The organism is Rhodococcus globerulus NBRC 14531 (assembly GCF_001894805.1).
Taxonomy (GTDB): domain Bacteria; phylum Actinomycetota; class Actinomycetes; order Mycobacteriales; family Mycobacteriaceae; genus Rhodococcus_F; species Rhodococcus_F globerula.
Genome location: NZ_BCWX01000001.1, coordinates 623799 through 639694, shown reverse-complemented (window position 1 = coordinate 639694; position 15896 = coordinate 623799). Strand labels below are relative to the sequence as shown.

At 62.3% G+C, this 15896-nt stretch carries 15 protein-coding genes and 1 riboswitch; of the genes, 1 reads left to right on the top strand and 14 read right to left on the bottom strand.

The features are described from left to right. Nucleotides 1-65: 65 nt before the first annotated feature. A complete protein-coding gene (locus RG2_RS02745; protein WP_045066596.1) occupies nucleotides 66-974 on the top strand; it encodes an alpha/beta hydrolase in 909 nt (302 codons plus the stop codon). Nucleotides 975-1080: 106 nt separating this feature from the next. Here the strand turns inward: RG2_RS02745 and RG2_RS02740 are convergent, their stop codons facing one another. The 14 genes from RG2_RS02740 to RG2_RS02680 all read right to left on the bottom strand — a co-directional run bounded on the left by RG2_RS02740 (nucleotide 1081) and on the right by RG2_RS02680 (nucleotide 15567). Next, nucleotides 1081-2220, bottom strand: coding sequence for an LLM class flavin-dependent oxidoreductase (locus tag RG2_RS02740; protein ID WP_033235622.1), 1140 nt, complete (start codon nucleotides 2218-2220; stop codon nucleotides 1081-1083). A 1-nt stretch (nucleotide 2221) separates the two neighbouring features. Beyond that, nucleotides 2222-3028, bottom strand: a complete 807-nt coding sequence (locus tag RG2_RS02735; protein ID WP_033235623.1) for a DUF1684 domain-containing protein — start codon at nucleotides 3026-3028, stop codon at nucleotides 2222-2224. Then, entirely contained in the window at nucleotides 3025-4395 is a 1371-nt protein-coding gene (locus tag RG2_RS02730; protein ID WP_033235624.1) for an NtaA/DmoA family FMN-dependent monooxygenase, read from the bottom strand. Before RG2_RS02730 ends, RG2_RS02735 begins: the two co-directional genes overlap by 4 nt. A 25-nt stretch (nucleotides 4396-4420) precedes the next feature. Further along, nucleotides 4421-5539 (bottom strand): LLM class flavin-dependent oxidoreductase, encoded by a 1119-nt coding sequence (locus tag RG2_RS02725; protein ID WP_033235625.1) that lies wholly within the window; start codon nucleotides 5537-5539, stop codon nucleotides 4421-4423. After that, entirely contained in the window at nucleotides 5526-7148 is a 1623-nt protein-coding gene (locus RG2_RS02720) for a dipeptide ABC transporter ATP-binding protein (RefSeq protein ID WP_033235626.1), read from the bottom strand. Before RG2_RS02720 ends, RG2_RS02725 begins: the two co-directional genes overlap by 14 nt. Beyond that, nucleotides 7145-8035, bottom strand: coding sequence for an ABC transporter permease (locus RG2_RS02715; protein ID WP_033235627.1), 891 nt, complete (start codon nucleotides 8033-8035; stop codon nucleotides 7145-7147). The genes RG2_RS02720 and RG2_RS02715 overlap by 4 nt, the downstream gene beginning before the upstream one ends. Further along, a complete protein-coding gene (locus RG2_RS02710) occupies nucleotides 8028-9026 on the bottom strand; it encodes an ABC transporter permease (protein WP_033235628.1) in 999 nt (332 codons plus the stop codon). The genes RG2_RS02715 and RG2_RS02710 overlap by 8 nt, the downstream gene beginning before the upstream one ends. Before the next feature lie 3 nt (nucleotides 9027-9029). Further along, nucleotides 9030-10670, bottom strand: a complete 1641-nt coding sequence (locus tag RG2_RS02705) for an ABC transporter substrate-binding protein (RefSeq protein WP_033235629.1) — start codon at nucleotides 10668-10670, stop codon at nucleotides 9030-9032. A 168-nt stretch (nucleotides 10671-10838) separates the two neighbouring features. After that, nucleotides 10839-10928 (bottom strand): putative leader peptide, encoded by a 90-nt coding sequence (locus tag RG2_RS32670; RefSeq protein WP_317823110.1) that lies wholly within the window; start codon nucleotides 10926-10928, stop codon nucleotides 10839-10841. 9 nt (nucleotides 10929-10937) lie between these two features. After that, a riboswitch (SAM riboswitch) is annotated at nucleotides 10938-11032 on the bottom strand. 87 nt (nucleotides 11033-11119) lie between these two features. Further along, on the bottom strand, nucleotides 11120-11653 hold the full coding sequence (locus tag RG2_RS02700) for a GNAT family N-acetyltransferase (protein ID WP_033235630.1): 534 nt from the start codon (nucleotides 11651-11653) through the stop codon (nucleotides 11120-11122). A 32-nt stretch (nucleotides 11654-11685) separates the two neighbouring features. Then, entirely contained in the window at nucleotides 11686-12795 is a 1110-nt protein-coding gene (locus RG2_RS02695) for an FAD-dependent oxidoreductase (RefSeq protein WP_033235631.1), read from the bottom strand. A 10-nt stretch (nucleotides 12796-12805) separates the two neighbouring features. Further along, a complete protein-coding gene (locus RG2_RS02690) occupies nucleotides 12806-13777 on the bottom strand; it encodes an ABC transporter substrate-binding protein (RefSeq protein WP_033235632.1) in 972 nt (323 codons plus the stop codon). A 33-nt stretch (nucleotides 13778-13810) separates the two neighbouring features. Further along, nucleotides 13811-14596, bottom strand: coding sequence for an amino acid ABC transporter ATP-binding protein (locus RG2_RS02685; protein ID WP_033235633.1), 786 nt, complete (start codon nucleotides 14594-14596; stop codon nucleotides 13811-13813). After that, a complete protein-coding gene (locus RG2_RS02680; protein ID WP_033235634.1) occupies nucleotides 14593-15567 on the bottom strand; it encodes an amino acid ABC transporter permease in 975 nt (324 codons plus the stop codon). The genes RG2_RS02685 and RG2_RS02680 overlap by 4 nt, the downstream gene beginning before the upstream one ends. Nucleotides 15568-15896: the final 329 nt, after the last annotated feature.

The window sequence follows — 15896 nt, the reverse complement described above, 5'->3', positions numbered from 1 at the left end:
AGCATCTAGCGTGGGGAGACGTGATCGTGACGCGATTCGGGAAGCACTTCGGTATCCATCTCACGATGGCGGCGGTAATGGTCGCAGGCTTTCTGAGCCTGACCGCCCCTACTGCGTCGGCACAGTCCACGGTCACGAGGTTCGACGTCTATTCACCCTCCATGGACCGGTGGATCAGCAACGACGTCATCTCCCCCGCCGGCGGTGGCCCAGCGCCCACGTTCTACCTCTTGACCGGGGTCGGCGGCGGCGAAGACGGGATCTCGTGGTTCAACAACACCGGGGTTCGCGATTTCTTCGACGACAAACACGTCAACGTGGTGATGCCGATCGGCGGCAAGTACAGCATGTACACCGACTGGAATGCCGACGACCCGGCGCTCGGCCGCAACAAATGGCAGACGTACCTGACGCAGGAACTCCCCGCGGCGGTGAACTCTCGCTACAACACAACCGGGGTGAACGCTCTCGGCGGAGTGTCGATGGCCGGCGGGCCGGTACTGGACCTCGCCATTCAGGCGCCGGGACTGTACCGCGCTGTCGGTTCGTACAGTGGTTGTCCTCGAACCGTCGACGGGCTGGGGCAGATGGCGGTTCGATCCATGGTGGAAGTTCTCGGACGCGGCAACGTCCACAACATGTGGGGCCGGCCGGGCGGACCGCAGTGGGCTGCCCACGACCCGTTGGTCAACGCCGAAAAGCTCCGCGGCACACAGCTCTTCATCGCCACGGGTAACGGTATCCCCGGACCGGTGGACGGCATCAACTCGATCCCCGCGATCGCCGGAGTCATTCCCGGCAGCGTGCTCGAAGGGATCACTCAACTGTGTACCGCTGCGCTGCAGGGGCGGTTCGCACAACTCGGCATACCGGCCACATTCAGCTACCGACCCGAGGGCACCCACACGTGGGGGCTCTTCGAAGCGGACATGCGCGCGTCCTGGCCGATGATCGCGGGGGCGATCGGAGCGTAGGAGTCGGGCTTGCTGAAGAGCTGACATAGGTTCTGCGCAGTGAGCAACCCTTCCCGTCTGCAGGAGGGGCTGCTCACTTGCCGAAACCTATGCTCACTCGCCGCACTCACGCCGCCAGCAGTGCGGGCAGTCCCCACTCCCTGGCCAACAACTGGTACGAGCGCAGTCGGTCCTCATGCCTATGAGTAACGCCGGTGATCACCAATTCGTCTGCACCGGTCAGCTTCTGCAGACGCTCGAGCCGATCGGCAACAGTGCTGGGCGAGCCGACGAACTGAGTGATCAGCCTGTCCTCCACCAAGGCGCGGTCGCGCTCGGGCAACGGGAGCGCAGTCGCGGGATCCGGGTACGGAATTGCACCGGCACCGCTGCGAATGCTGTGCGCCCAATGCCCGAAGGTGGACGCCAACTCCCGCGCTGTGGCGTCGTCCTCCGCCGCGACGACATCCGCAGAGACCACGACATACGGCTCCGCCAGCGTGTCCGAGGGACGGAACGCGGCGCGGTAAGCCTGCACCGCTTCGAGTGTGCTCGACGGCGCCACATGGTAATTCGCACCGAACGGCAACCCCAGCTTGCCCGCGAGCTCCGCACTCGGTCCGGCACTGCTGCCGAACACCCACACCTCGACGTCGGCGCCTTCGCCAGGACTCGCGTGCAATTCGATGCCGTCACGGGTGCGGTGGGTGCCGTTCAACAGGGCCAGGATCTCGCCGACGTGCTCCTCGAACTCGGGGGCCTGTGCGCCGGGAAATGCCAAGGCCTCCAGCGACGCCTGCAGACGCGGTGACGTGAGCAGTCCGGAAATATCGAACGGCGCCGGGATCACAACACCCTCACGCACCACTGTCTCCCTGGATGCACCAGGCACGGTCTTGCCGGCGGCAACGGCTCGAAGCGCTTCCACCCGGCGTTGCCCGCTGCGGCCGATACCCAGATCGATCCGGCCCGGGTACAACGCGTCGACGGTGCCGAATGCCTCCACCACCTCGGCCGCCGTGTTGTTACCCAGCAGCACGGCAGCGGACCCGACGCGAATAGTGTTGGTGGCAGCAGCAATCAGCCCGACGAGTACTGCCGGGGACGAGCTCGCGACGCCGACAAAATGGTGCTCCGCAACCCAGTACCTCTTGTACCCCCAGGATTCGGCAGATCGCGCGAGGTCCAGCGAGTTTCGCAGCGCGTCTCGCGCCGTACTGCCCTCGCTGATCGGCGACAGGTCCAGAACTGACAGCGGCACCGTCATGTCAATGCACTTCCGGAATCTTCTCGCCGGCTTCGACCGCAAACGGAAGGCGATTCTCCGCGGGGGCTACGGGGCACGTCGCGTAATCGGTGAAGGCACACGGCAGATTCGACGCACGATTGAAATCGAGGACTACCGCACCACCGGGCACTGGTGGGCTTACGTGCAGCGAACGCGCTGCCGGATAGGTGGTCACCCCGCTGGTCGCATCGGTGAACAGAATGTGAAAGCCGTCGTCTTTGCCGGCGAAGGCAATCAGAGTCCGAGTTTCACCGTCGTACTCGAAACTGATTGTTCCGCGCGCATCGTGGTGATGTTCGAGCCTCTCGACGACGGCGCCCGTCGTCACTGTTCGAGCCTCGTTGAAAGCGGTGAAGACAGCGTCAATGCGCCACTGCGGATTCGGAACGAAGGTCGGGATACCGCTGAACTGCGCCAGAGCCGGTGCAAGCGGATCGTGAATGCGCAGAGCGACCTCACCGGTGCGGCGGATGACCTCGACTCGACGCGGCCCCTGATTCACGATCAATCCCGGCGCGCCTTCGACGGGCGTCAGGGTGACCGAACCGTCCACGGCAACACCGTCGATCGAGAGGTCGTCTGCCGGCCTCGCGGTGACGACAACAGCATCTGCGTCGGCCCGCCATGCACCCGGTAGGTCCGAGAAAGTGGAATCGGTGTCCACCAGCCAGTGCAGGGCGGTCAGGCTCAGCCAACCGAGCGGCTCGGCAAAGGTGGCGTCGCGCAACGCATGCCACGCAGTCCATTCGCCGACAAAGGTGGTGTCTCCGGTCTCGGTGACGGTCATGATGCGCGAACTCCTTCGGCCTGCTCGTGGGGATGACGCAACCCGAGGTGGCTGCGCAGAGTTGATCCTTCGTACTCCGTGCGGAAACTGCCGCGGTCCTGCAACTCGGGTACAACGGTGTCGATGAACTCGTCGAGACCCGCCGGCGTGAGATGAGGGACGAGGATGAATCCGTCACTCGCGTCACCCTGGACGTAGCTGTCGATCTCGGCAGCCACCTCCGTTGCGCTGCCCACAAACTGTTGACGGGCAGTCACATCGATGATCAGTTCACGGATGCTGAGGTTTTCCGCTTCGGCCTTTGCTCGCCACTGGTCAGCAACGGCGCGGGGATCCTTGACGTGACGGACGCGTCCACGGGTGATGTTGACGTCGTCCGTCGGGTCTTCCTTCGGCAGCGGGCCGTCGGCGTCGTACTCGGAAAGGTCTCGGCCCCAGACTTGTTCGAGGAAGGCGATAGCGGTCTGCGGTCCGACCTGCTGCCTCCGAATATGATACGCCTTCTCCTGGGCGTCAGCCGCGTTGTCACCGAGGACAAAGGTGGCGGCGGGGAGAATTTTGAGGTCGGCGTGCGTCCGTCCGTACTTGGCGAGGCGCCCCTTCACGTCCGCGTAGAAAGCCTTTCCGGCTTCGAGCGTTCCGTGGCCGGTGAAGATGGCGTCGGCTTTGGCTGCCCCGAATTCTCGGCCTTCGTCGGAGTCACCTGCCTGCAGGAGAACTGGGTGACCTTGCGGGCTTCGAGGTACTTCGAATCGTCCGGAGATGTCGAATTGTTCGCCGGTGTGCGAGAACTGGCCGACCTGCTGGTCGGTGGCAAAGATTCCGCGCTCACGGTCGACGAGCGGGCGAGTGACACTCCAACTGTCCCACAGTGTCCGCACCGCGTCGACCAATTCGTTGGCGCGGGCGTATCGCTGCGAGTGTTCCAGATATCCACCGCGGCGGAAGTTCTCACCGGTGAAAGCGTCCGACGAGGTGACCAGATTCCAGGCTGCCCGGCCGTCCGAGAGATGATCGAGCGTGGAGAACTGTTTGGCCAACTCGTACGGTTCGTTGAAGGTGGTGTTGATTGTTCCGGCAAGTCCGAGATGTGTTGTCACACCGGCAATCGCGTTGAGAATGCTGAAGGTGTCCGGGCGGCCGACCACGTCGAGATCGTGAATTTTGCCCTGATGTTCGCGCAGTCGCAGCCCCTCGGCGAGGAAGAAGAAGTCGAACAGGCCGCGTTCGGCACTGCGTGCAAGATGCTCGAACGAGCTGAACTCGATCTGACTCTTCGAGGCCGGATCAGCCCATACGGTGGTGTTGTTCACACCAGGGAAGTGAGCACCCAGATGAACTTGCTTACGAATCTTGTTCTGTGTCATCGAATTTCCTGTTCTTTTCTCGCCGCTACGCAAACTGATTGACGGGGAGTCCCAGACCCAGCCGCTCCCGCAGCGTCGGGGCGAGGTTCGGCCTCGGATTGAACGCGGGCAGTACATCGGCGGTGATCTTCGCTGCCCCGGCTGCCAGAGCCAACGGTCGCAGCACCACTCCGTCCAGCCCGGCCGAACCACTGATCTCGCGAAGCAGCGTGGTCAGTCCGCCGGCGTCGCCGCGGTAGAACACCGAGTGCGGCGTGTACGGCACTCCTGCCCACTCTTCGAGTTCGGCGAGGGCGTCGTCCGCTGCCCCGCGATCGGCACCGAGCAGAACATCGACGTCGAGCAGAACCCGAACGGTACGGCCGTTCTCCGCGGCTTTGTCGTGGACCAGCCGGACGGTAGCCTGCGCCTCACCCAGGTCGGCGGCGGAGATGCGGATGAGATCGGCTCGCTCGGTTGCCAACTCCCGCGCCTGCGGCTTGCTCGCGTCCACCACGATCAGCGGTTGTCCCTGCGGTGAGCGCGGCGTGATGGACGGCCCCTTGACCGAAAAATTCTTGCCCTCGAAATCTATGTAGTGCAGCTTGTCCCGGTCGATGAATCGTCCGGTCGGCACATCTCTGATCTCTGCGTCGTCCTCCCAGCTGTCCCATAGGCGGCTGACCACCTCGACGGCCTCCGATGCTTCCTCCCACAGCGAGTGTTCGCTCTGCACGGCCTTTCGGCCGAACAGCGATGCAGCCGCGTCAGTGTCGGATACATCTACCTGCCAACCCGCCCGGCCCGAAGACGAGAAGTCGATACTCGCGATCGCTTTCGAGATGTGGAACGGTTCGGTGTGGGTGACGGTCGCGGTGGGAACCAACCCGATCCGCGAGGTCACGCCGCTCAATCGGGCAGCTGTGGCAACTGCTTCCAGTCGACCACGCGTTGCATGCTGCCCCTGGGTCTGCAGGGCAAACGAATCCGGGAAGAAGGCCAGGTCTACGCCGGCCCGGTCGGCGGCGGTCACCAGGTCCACCCAGTAGGACGAGGTGAACACTTCTTCGGCCCGCGAATCCTCGCGGCGCCACGAATAGGGGTGCACACCGGTGCCCTCGAATTCGAGGCCGATCAGAAATGCTGCGGAATTATGCTCGGACATGTTCGGCCTTTCCGGCTGCGTGGTCCCGCCCGGGGATGGCACCGAGCAGTGTTCGGGTGTAGTCGTGGCGGGGATTGTCGAATATTTCTGCGGTAGTGCCGATTTCGACCAGCTGGCCGGATTGCATGACACCGACGATGTCGCTGATCTGCCGCACTACTGCCAGATCGTGCGAGATGAAGAGGTACGTCAATCCGAGTTCGCGTTGCAACTCGTCGAGGAGCGCCAGAATCTGTGCCTGCACCGAAACATCCAGGGCGGATACCGGTTCGTCGAGGACAAGCAGATCGGGCTTCAGTGCGAGCGCTCGCGCAATCGCCACACGCTGCCGCTGCCCGCCGGACAGTTCGGCAGGTCTGCGGCTACCGAACTGCCCGGGCAGGGCAACCTGGTCGAGTAGTTCCGCGGCGCGGGCCTGCTGCTGAATTCGAGTGCCGACTTTGAAGGCACGCAACGGTTCCGCCACGATGTCGACTATCGAGAGCTTGGGATCGAGGGATGCGTACGGGTTCTGGTAGACGAGTTGGATCTTGCGGCGTAGTTCACGCAGATCGCTGCCCTTGACCCTGCTGATATCCGCGCCGTCGAAGGTGATGGTTCCCGAATCCGCCTGCTCCAACCGCACTGCGATGCGCGCCGTCGTGGATTTCCCGGACCCGGACTCCCCCACCAACGACACTGTCTGTCCACGCGGTACGGTCAGCGACACATCGTTGACCGCGGTGATAGCACTGCCTCGTCCGACGGTGAAGCGCTTGGTGATTCCCGCCAGAGTCAGCAACGGAGTCGTCTGCGCTCGGACCGGGCGATCGATGGGTCCCGATGACAGGCTCGGCGCCGAGCTCAGCAATTTCTTCGTGTAGTCGTGTCGAGGATTTCCCAGAATCGTTTCGGTGGGCCCGGATTCGACGATCCGACCGTCGTGCATCACCAGAATCCGATCCGCGCGATCGGCGGCCACTCCCAGGTCGTGTGTGATGAGGAGAACTGCGGCACCGGATTCGGCGATCCGCTCGTCCAAGTGGTCGAGGATCCGTCGTTGGACCGTGACGTCCAGGGCGCTGGTGGGTTCGTCGGCGATGATCAGTGCCGGGTTCGCGACCAGCGCGATGCCGATCAGAACTCGTTGCCGCATACCGCCGGAGAGTTCGTGTGGGTACTGCCGTGCTCGGATCTCCGGACGATCGATTCCCGCGCGCTCGAGCACCTCGATGGCGTCGAACCGCGCTTTCCGTCGGTCGGCCAGGCCGTGAATACGGAGGACTTCGGCAACCTGATCACCGATCCGGGTTACCGGATTGAGCGACGTTGTGGGGTCCTGCGGCACCAAACCGATACGTGCACCACGGATTTTCTGCCAGGCCCGGTCCGAGTAGTCGTCGATACGTTCGCCCTCGAACTCGACGTTGCCCCCGGTGACGTGTCCGCTGCCGGAGAGCAGTCCGAGAATCGCGTGCGCTGTTGTGGACTTTCCGGAGCCCGATTCGCCCACTACTGCAACAACTTCACCACGGCCGACCGTGAAACTCACGCCGCGTACCGCGGGTGCGGCTCCGTAGGAGATCTGTAGGTCGGTAACGGAAAGCAACTGATCCTGCGTTGTGCTCATCGCCGGTTGCTCCTTTCGATCTCGTGTCCGATGCGATGCGCCGAGATGACCACGGCAACAATGGCGAGGCCGGGAAGTGTTGTCATCCACCAGGCATTGGCGAGGAAGTTCCGTCCCTCGGATACCAGCGATCCCCATTCCGGGGTGGGCGGCACGGCTCCGAAGCCAAGGAAACTCAACGCGGACACCGCAAGTACTGCCTGCCCGAATTCGACCGCAGACAATGCGATCACGGGCGCGTACGAGTTGGGCAGGATATGGCGGCGCAGAACTCCGAGCCACTGCACTCCCGAACCGAAAGCCGCCTCGACGTACTGGGCGCTGCGTACCCGCATCACCTCGGCACGCATCACCCTGGCAAAGTTCGCGACCATCGCCACACCCACTGCGATCGCGACGTTGATGGTGCCGAAACCCAGCGCCGTGACCAGTGCCAGCGACAACAGCAAGGCTGGAATCGAGAGTAGAACATCGACGATGCGCATCAGCACTGCGTCGACAACCCCACCGACAAATCCTGCAATCAGCCCGATCAACGATCCGACGATCAACGCGAGACCGACGGCCACGAGAGTCGCGGTCAGGGACAGCGCAGCGCCGTGCACAAATCGTGTGTAGAGATCTCGTCCCAGGTTGTCCGTTCCGAACCAGTGCGCCAGGCTCGGTCCCTGCAACTTGTCTGCCGGCACGCCGGATAACGGGTCGCCACTGGCAAATACGCCAGGGGCCACGGCAAAGCCTATGGCCAGAGCCACGATCAGCACCGGAATCAGCAGACCCGGCTTACTGATCCGTCGGATCACCGAAGTTGTCCGATGCGTGGTAGCCGACGACTTCGCCTCCGGTATCGGATCGAGCAAGAGTGGTTCGATCAACGTGTCAGACATGCGCCGGCTCCAGATCTGTCGAGCTTTCGGACTGTGACTTCCCGGTGTCGGACGTCTTGGCCGAGATAATGCGTGGGTCGATCAACGGATAGAAGAGATCGACCGCCAGGTTGACGAGCACAAATGCCAAGGATGCAAAGACAACCACGCCTTGGACTACCGGAGTGTCCTGCGCCATCACCGACGTCTGAGTCAGACGCCCGACTCCGGCGCGGGAGAACACCGTTTCGACGACCACCGAACCGGCCAGCAGAGTTCCGACCAGCACACCGGCAATGGTGAATGCCGGAATGCTCGCGAGTCGCAACGCATGACGGGTCTGCACGCGCCACCGGCTTGCACCCTTGGCGTACGCGGTCTCCACGTGTGGCGAACGCAGCGTCGACTGCAGGCTGGTCGTGAGCACCTGCGCGATCACGGCGCCAGTCGGGATCGCCAGGGTGATCGCCGGGAGAATAACCGTCGCGAATCCCTTGTCTCCGAATGCGGGGAAGATGTGCAACCGGAACGAGAAAAGCTGCAGCAGAATCAGACCCACCCAGAAGGTAGGCACCGCCACCCCGAGAGGAGGCAGTGAGAACAGCAGGTTCGCGAGCCAGCGCTTACGGGTGTAGGTAGCAAAGAACGCGATCGACACTCCGAACAACACGGCAAGAACCAAACCCGTGGTTGCCAGCACCAACGTGCTCGGCAGCGCCGAGAAGATCGCATCCGTCACCGACTGACCGGTGGAGATCGACGTGCCGAAATCACCGCGCAGCGCATTGGTCAACGAAGTCCAGTACTGCGCCCACACCGACTGGTCCAGGCCGTATCGCGCTCGAAGCTGTTCGAGTGCAGCCTGATCCACCGCCACACCCTGTCCTGCCGACTCCGCAGCCATGCTGACCGGATCACTCGGCAGGAGGAACAGAATAACGAACGAGATGGTGAACGCTGCCCAGAGGACCAGCGCAGCCTGCCCCAGTCGGGCGAGTACGTATCGCGTCATGACTTACTTACCCGACAACCATGCGTCGTAGAACTGCAGACGTGAGGAGGCCTCGAACTTCAGATCCTGCACCGAGGCTCCGGCGCCGACTGCCTGCGACAGTTCGATCGTCGGAATCGAGAGTCCACGATCGATGATCAGTTCCTGTGCCTGAGCGACCAATTCACCGCGTGCCGCCGTGTCGGTGGTTGCGAGCTGCTCCGTCAAAACCTTGTCGAGTTCCGGATCGGCGGTGCGCTTGTTGAGGTTTCGACCGTCGATGCCGAATGACGCCCGAAGAATGTCCGCATCTGCACGAGTGGCGTTGTAGTACACAGCATCGTAGTCACCCGAAGTCTGCTTCTCGGTGAGTTCCCCGTTGGACAGCAGGTTGAGCTTCGCATCCACACCCACCTTCCGCAGCTGCTGCTGAACCAGCTCGAGGATTGCCTGGTTGCCGGCGAACGCCGGGTTGAAGGAAATCGCGAAAGTCAGTTTCTGGCCGTCCTTCTCACGCACTCCGTCTGAACCGGCCTTCCACCCTGCCGCATCGAGTAGCCTTTCCGCTTTGTCAGCGTCATAGGTCACGACACCTGATTGATCGGCATAGAGCGGAGTGGTGTGCGCAAGTGGGCTCGTCGCCGGGAAGAACGACGGATCCAGCACCGTGTCGACAAGTTCCTGCCGATTGATGGCGGGGATGATTGCCTGGCGCACAGCCTGATCGGCAAGAACACCGCGGCTCACGTTGGGCTGGAAGAAGAAGCTCACACCAGGATTGGGCCGGGTGAGAATTCGCCCGCCTGCCGCTTCGATCTGCGGAGCGTCCTGCGTCAACGCGTCACTGACCGCGTCCAGTTGGCCGGATGCGACGCTGCCCGCACGCACTCCCGACTCCGGCACAACCGTGAAGTTGACGCCGTCCAGATACGCCTCCCCCTGGTGGCCGGTCACATCCGAGGCCCAGTTGTACCCGGCGCGCTTCTCGATCGCGACCGATCGATCCTGCTGCCAATCCGTGTAGACGAACGGGCCGGATCCGACAACGGCTGTCCCGGCGCAACGCTGCTCCGACGGTAGTGCCGTGGTCGAGTCCGCCAGAATGCCGAGCTGCGGGGTCGAAGTTGCCTGCAGGAACTGAACATTGGGACCGGAGAAATTGATCTTGGCGGTGTGGGCGTCGACGACCTCGGTGCCCGTGTACGAGGACAGGTAGCTCTTTGCCAGTGAGGCGTTCGGGCCCAGATCCTTGACCACGTCGAAGTTCTTCTTGACCGACTCGGCCGTCACCGGCGTACCGTCACTGAACGTGACATCGTCGCGCAACGTGAACGTGAAGCTTGCGGCGTCGGGGCTGATGCCCCAACTCTTTGCCAGCCACGGTGTGATCTCACCCGTCTCCGGATCCTGGTCGGTCAGCGAATCAACCACGGTACGAGTGACATACACGGTCTGATTCGTGCCCGCCTGTGCGGGGTCGGCGCAGGTAGGCGCCGTCGAGAGTCCGTAGCGCAGGGTTCCACCTGACTGGGCCGGCCCGGCGTCGGCGCTGGTGTCGCCACTACTGGTGCTGCAACCGGCAAGCACGGTGCCGAGGACCGAAATAGCGCCGATACCAGCGGCGACGGTGACGCGTGAGCGCGCACCGATTGAGCGTGAAGACACCAAGAACTCCTAAAGAGGCATGCGGAAAAGCGCGCTTGTCGCCAACCGGAGAACGGGGCAAGCAAGCACGAATCAGCTACGAAGAGAAGAGAAAACAGGCTTACCCACGTACGGGAGCCTCGAGAGACTGACCAGGGTCAACTACGACGGCAAACATCGCGGCCATGGTCAGTGAGTACAGAACGATCCTGCTGTGCGGCACAGGTCTACGTGACGACGCGACCACGCGGTATCGAAACCGCCTTCAACTGCCTTCATTACTTCATTCCTCCATCGATCCTGGCGGTAGCACCCTCACGCGATGACACGAAGGGTTGCTGCGACTTCATTGAGCCAGGTCTCTCTGTCGCTCGAGATGGTCTTTCGCAAGTCTACGAGATGATCGCGAGTTGTCAACTCGTTCAGTAGGAATTGCAGGCTACGCCACATTTTCGGGAACGCCGCCGCGCTCATGCCGATACCCGCCGGTCGTAGTCATGTCGCACCTGCAGCTTCTTCTCGAATGGATGAATCCCCACCTCGAGCGGTGATAGTGCAGTGTCGTACAGCGGTGCGTAGCCACAGGACAAGTAGAGCGCGACCGCTTCGGGTTGGCGCGGACCGGTTGTGAGATAGACCCTGCGGTATCCCCGAGCTGCGATCTCGGACTCCAACTCCCGGACAACGATCTTTCCGAGGCCACGCTGACGAAAGGAAGCCGACGTCCAGATTCTTTTCAGTTCGGCAGTGGTGGAATCGAATTGACGAAACGCGCCACCGGCGATGGCTTGATCGCCGAGCGTGAGAACCAGCAGCGCTCCGTGCGGAGGCGCAAATTCCTCGGCCGGATAGGTGGTGAGATCTTCGAATATCTCGTCACGCGTACCGCCGTATCGCGAACTGTATTCCAGCGCCAATTCCGCGATGAGCGGCGCTGCCAGCGGATCGTTCTGCGACACCGACCGCACCTCTACGCCGCCGATTCCCGCAATCTCGACACTCATGTGATCTTCCTTTCGGTTTCCTTGCGCCGCATTCACCGCACCCCTAACTGGAATTGCTGCGGCGACAGAGCATTTCCTTCCACCAGATCAGCCACCAGCTCACCCAACGCCGGCCCGAATTTGAATCCGTGTCCGGAGAAACCTGCGGCGACGGTGATCGCACCGACCCTGTCGATCACAAAATTGCTGTCAGGTGTGCTGGTGTACAGGCAGGTCAGTGACTCGACCTGCGTCGAATCGACACCCGGCAACCACGCTTCGGCATAGTCGACCAGACGCTGTTCGCCTGCGATGTCGGGCGTGTAGCTGCGAGTCTGCGGAGTCACCTCCGGCCCCGTCGCATGCTCGCCGATCTTGATGCCGTCTTCGGAACCGAGCCCGTAGATCCCGGCTGTGTCCAGCTCTGCACCGGGATGATGGACAAAGCTCGGCCACGCGGTTCCCGGATCGAGTGGCGCAAAGTGTGCCGGTTGTTCTTGCGTCGTGCGCAAAGTCGGCAACACGACCGATGCGCCGAGTTCGCTTCGCCCGATCAATTCCGCGGTCCACGCGCCGGCGGCAATAACGACGTGCCGCCCTCGCAGCGTCCCGCCCTCCGTGATCACGTCGGCGCCGTACGACGCCTCGGCAACTGCCAGGACGCGCGTGTCGTGGCGGACGTCAGCTCCCTCGAGTCGCGAACCCGCTTCGAGGGCGACGACAGCGCGGTCCGCGTGCAGCCTGCCCGCGTCGGGGTGATGGAGGACTGTCGTGTCGAATCGCAGCCCCGGCCAGCGGGCCGACGCTTGTGCAGGAGTGAGGATCTCACCCTTGATGCCCGCTTCGACAAGTACCCGCGACTTGGTCAGTACCGCAGCGGGCAGCCCGTGATCAACGGCGCCCGTCAGTTCCAGAAACCCGATGTCCGTTGTGGTTTCCAACTCCCGCCACAGCGGTAGAGCCGACGCTGCCAGCCCGGTGTACAGGTGATTGTCGTAGGCCTGCCGGTAAATACGTGACGTGCCGTGTGACGCACCGTGCTTGTGCCCCGGCGTGTACTGCTCGAGCTGTACGACACTGTGCCCGCGCGCCGCGAGCCGCCACGCGACGGAGGACCCGACAAGCCCTCCGCCGATGACGATCACATCGACTATCTCACTCATCGACGGATACTCACTTGGTCTTCGGGAGACCGGGCGGGTTGATCAGCGACGTGTCGACGGCTTCACCGGTGATGTTCCAGCGCTCGAGAATCTGCTGGTACGTGCCGTTCTCGATGGTGTGGTTGATGGCGTCGTTAATAGCCTTGATCAGTCCGTTGTCCTTCTTCACCAGCACAGCGATCTGACCTTGCAGGGTGTCACCCGCACCGGAGAACTCACCGACCACCTCGGTTTCACCCGACTGCTTGGCATGGAACTGCGACGACGGGTTCGGTCCGAAGTAGGCGTCGATGCGGCCGGACTGCAGCGGGAGGTAGTAGTCGGTTGTGTTCTGGTAGTACGAGATGTCGGTTGGTGCCAGGCCGGCCGCGACATTCTGCTCGTTCCACTTGACCAGCAGCGCTTCCTGATTGGTGCCGGAACCCACCGCGATCTTCAGCCCGGCAATGTCCTTGGGCTCGGTGATGGATACCCCGGCGCCCTTCTTGGCCTCGAATGCGAGGGTGTCCAGGCGATAGGTGGCAAAGTCGTACTTCTCCTTACGCTCCTCTGTGACAGTCACATTGGAGAGGAACGCGTCGGCTTCACCGGAGTCGATCCGGACGAAGTTCTGTGCCCAGTCAGCCGTCTGCAGGTCTATCTTCAACCCGAGTACATCACCGATCAGGTAGGCGAAGTCGGTCTCGGAACCGATGAGGGTTTTGTCGTCATCGGCGTAGAAGCGAAGCGGCGGAGCGGATCCGGCGCTACCGGTCACTCGCAGCGTGCCGCTGTCGCGGATTTCCGCAGGAAGCTCGGCAGCGATGGAATCGACTTTCGCTGTGGTGATGCGATTCTGCTCGGCGGTGAGGTTGTAACCCGCGGCGGCGGTGCCCTGGCTACCCTCGGACTCTGCGTCCGCACTGCTGCACGCAGCGCTGAGCAGTCCGACTGTGGCGAGAGCCGAGATCAGGAAGGTCGCGCGGCGGGATCGGGAGAACATCAGTGTGTGCCTTTCGGAAAATGTGTCTGAGCGTCAGAGAACGCGGGAGAGAAATGCTTTGGTCCGTTCGTGGACGGGATTGTCGATCACCTGCGAGGGCGGGCCCTGTTCGACGATGACGCCGCCGTCCATGAAGACTGCGGTGTCCGCCACCTCGCGGGCGAAGCCGACTTCGTGCGTGACGATGATCAATGTTGCACCGTCACGGGCAAGCTGGGCAAGAACTTCGAGAACTTCACCAACCAGTTCCGGGTCCAGTGCCGACGTCGGTTCGTCGAAGAGAATCACAGCCGGCCGCAGTGCCAGGGCTCGGGCAATGGCAACACGCTGCTGTTGGCCACCGGAAAGTTGACGCGGATACTGATCGGCTTTGTCTCCCACACCCACTCGTTCGAGTAGGGCCCTTGCCTCTCGGTACACGTCGTCGCGATCACGCTTCTGTGCCGACAGCGGGGCTTCCACTACATTTTCGAGAGCGGTGAGATGGGGAAACAGGTTGAAGTTCTGGAACACAAAACCGATGTGCGAGCGCTGCTTCAGGATTTCGCGATCGCGCAGTTCGTGTAGCCGATTTCCCTTGCGCCGGTATCCGATCAGTTCCCCGTCGATCCGCACTGTTCCCCGGTCGACCTTCTCAAGATGATTGAGGGTGCGCAGCAGAGTGGATTTTCCCGAACCTGACGGCCCGAGGATAACGGTCACCTCGCCCTTGCGGACCAGGAGATCAACGCCGGCAAGCACTTCCAGCGCACCGAACGACTTGTGGATACCACGCGCCTCGACGGCATAGACGTTGTCTTCGAGCAATTCCGCGGTCATCGGGTCGCACCTCTCGGAATGTCGAGACGCGCATCACGAATCTCGTTGAATTTGTTGCGCGCCTTCTGCAGAGGCGTCAGCGGGAGAGCCCTAGCGGAGCCGCGAGCGTAATGACGTTCGACGTAGTACTGGCCGATGGAGAGCAACGTCGTGAGAATGATGTACCACAGTGTTGCAACCATCAGGAGCGGCACCACTCGTCCGTTGCGCCCGAAGATGACCTGTACTTGGTAGAACAGTTCGGCGATTGCCATGGTCGAGACGATGGACGTTCCCTTGAACAGCCCGATCACCTCGTTCGCGGCGTTGGGAAGAATTGCCCGCATCGCTTGCGGCAGAATGATCTTGAAGAACTGGCGCCGGCGCGGAATCCCCAGCGACTGAGCGGCTTCGATCTGACCGTGATCCACCGAGATGATGCCCGAGCGGATGATCTCCGCGGAGTACGCAGCCTGATGCAGCGCCAAACCGATGACAGCTGCGGTGAATCCGCCGATGACGCCACTGGTCTGGAACGTGAAGAACTCCGGCCCGAACGGTATTCCGAGAGAGAGCGTTTGGTAGAGGTAGGTGATGTTGAACCAGAAGAGCAACTGCACGATCAGTGGGATCGAGCGGAACGCCCAGATATAGGTCCAGGCGATCACCTGCAGAACCGGATTATTCGACAGTCGGCCAAGTGCCAGCACGACTCCGAGACCGAACCCCAGGATCGTTCCCCACAAGGTCAGTTTGATCGTCACCCACAAGGCGGCAAGCACCGATTTCGCGGTGAAGTACTGCGCGAACGTCGGCCAGTCCCAGCCGGGATTCACCACAAGACCGTGGATGAACTGGGCCAGCAAGATCAGCACTATCGCACTGACCACCCATTGGAACGGATGCCATGTGCGGGCAACAACAAGCTCCGAGTCGGGAAGCTGCGGCTCGGCCACTGGCTTCTCGGGGCGGACCTCGGTAGGCGCGCTCACGACGCACTGTCTGACGGAGTGGACATCACAAAATAGACCTTTCGGAAAATGGGATTACTGCGCGACGAATTGCTGGTGCCGAGAATTTCGGTCAGCGACAGTGACACGACGCGGTACGACGCAGGTCGATGTGACGTCGACGGTGCGGTGCGTACGCGTTCGAACCGGCGCACGAAGCAATACCGGCGCAGCGAGTGATACCCATGTGATGCCTTCCATCGGTCCTGGCAGAAAGCACCCGCTCCCGATCACTCGGGGGGTTGCTGCGACGTCGATGAGCCAGGTCTCTCGGTCGCTCGAGATGGTGAGCAAAGACTAGACGCTGAATC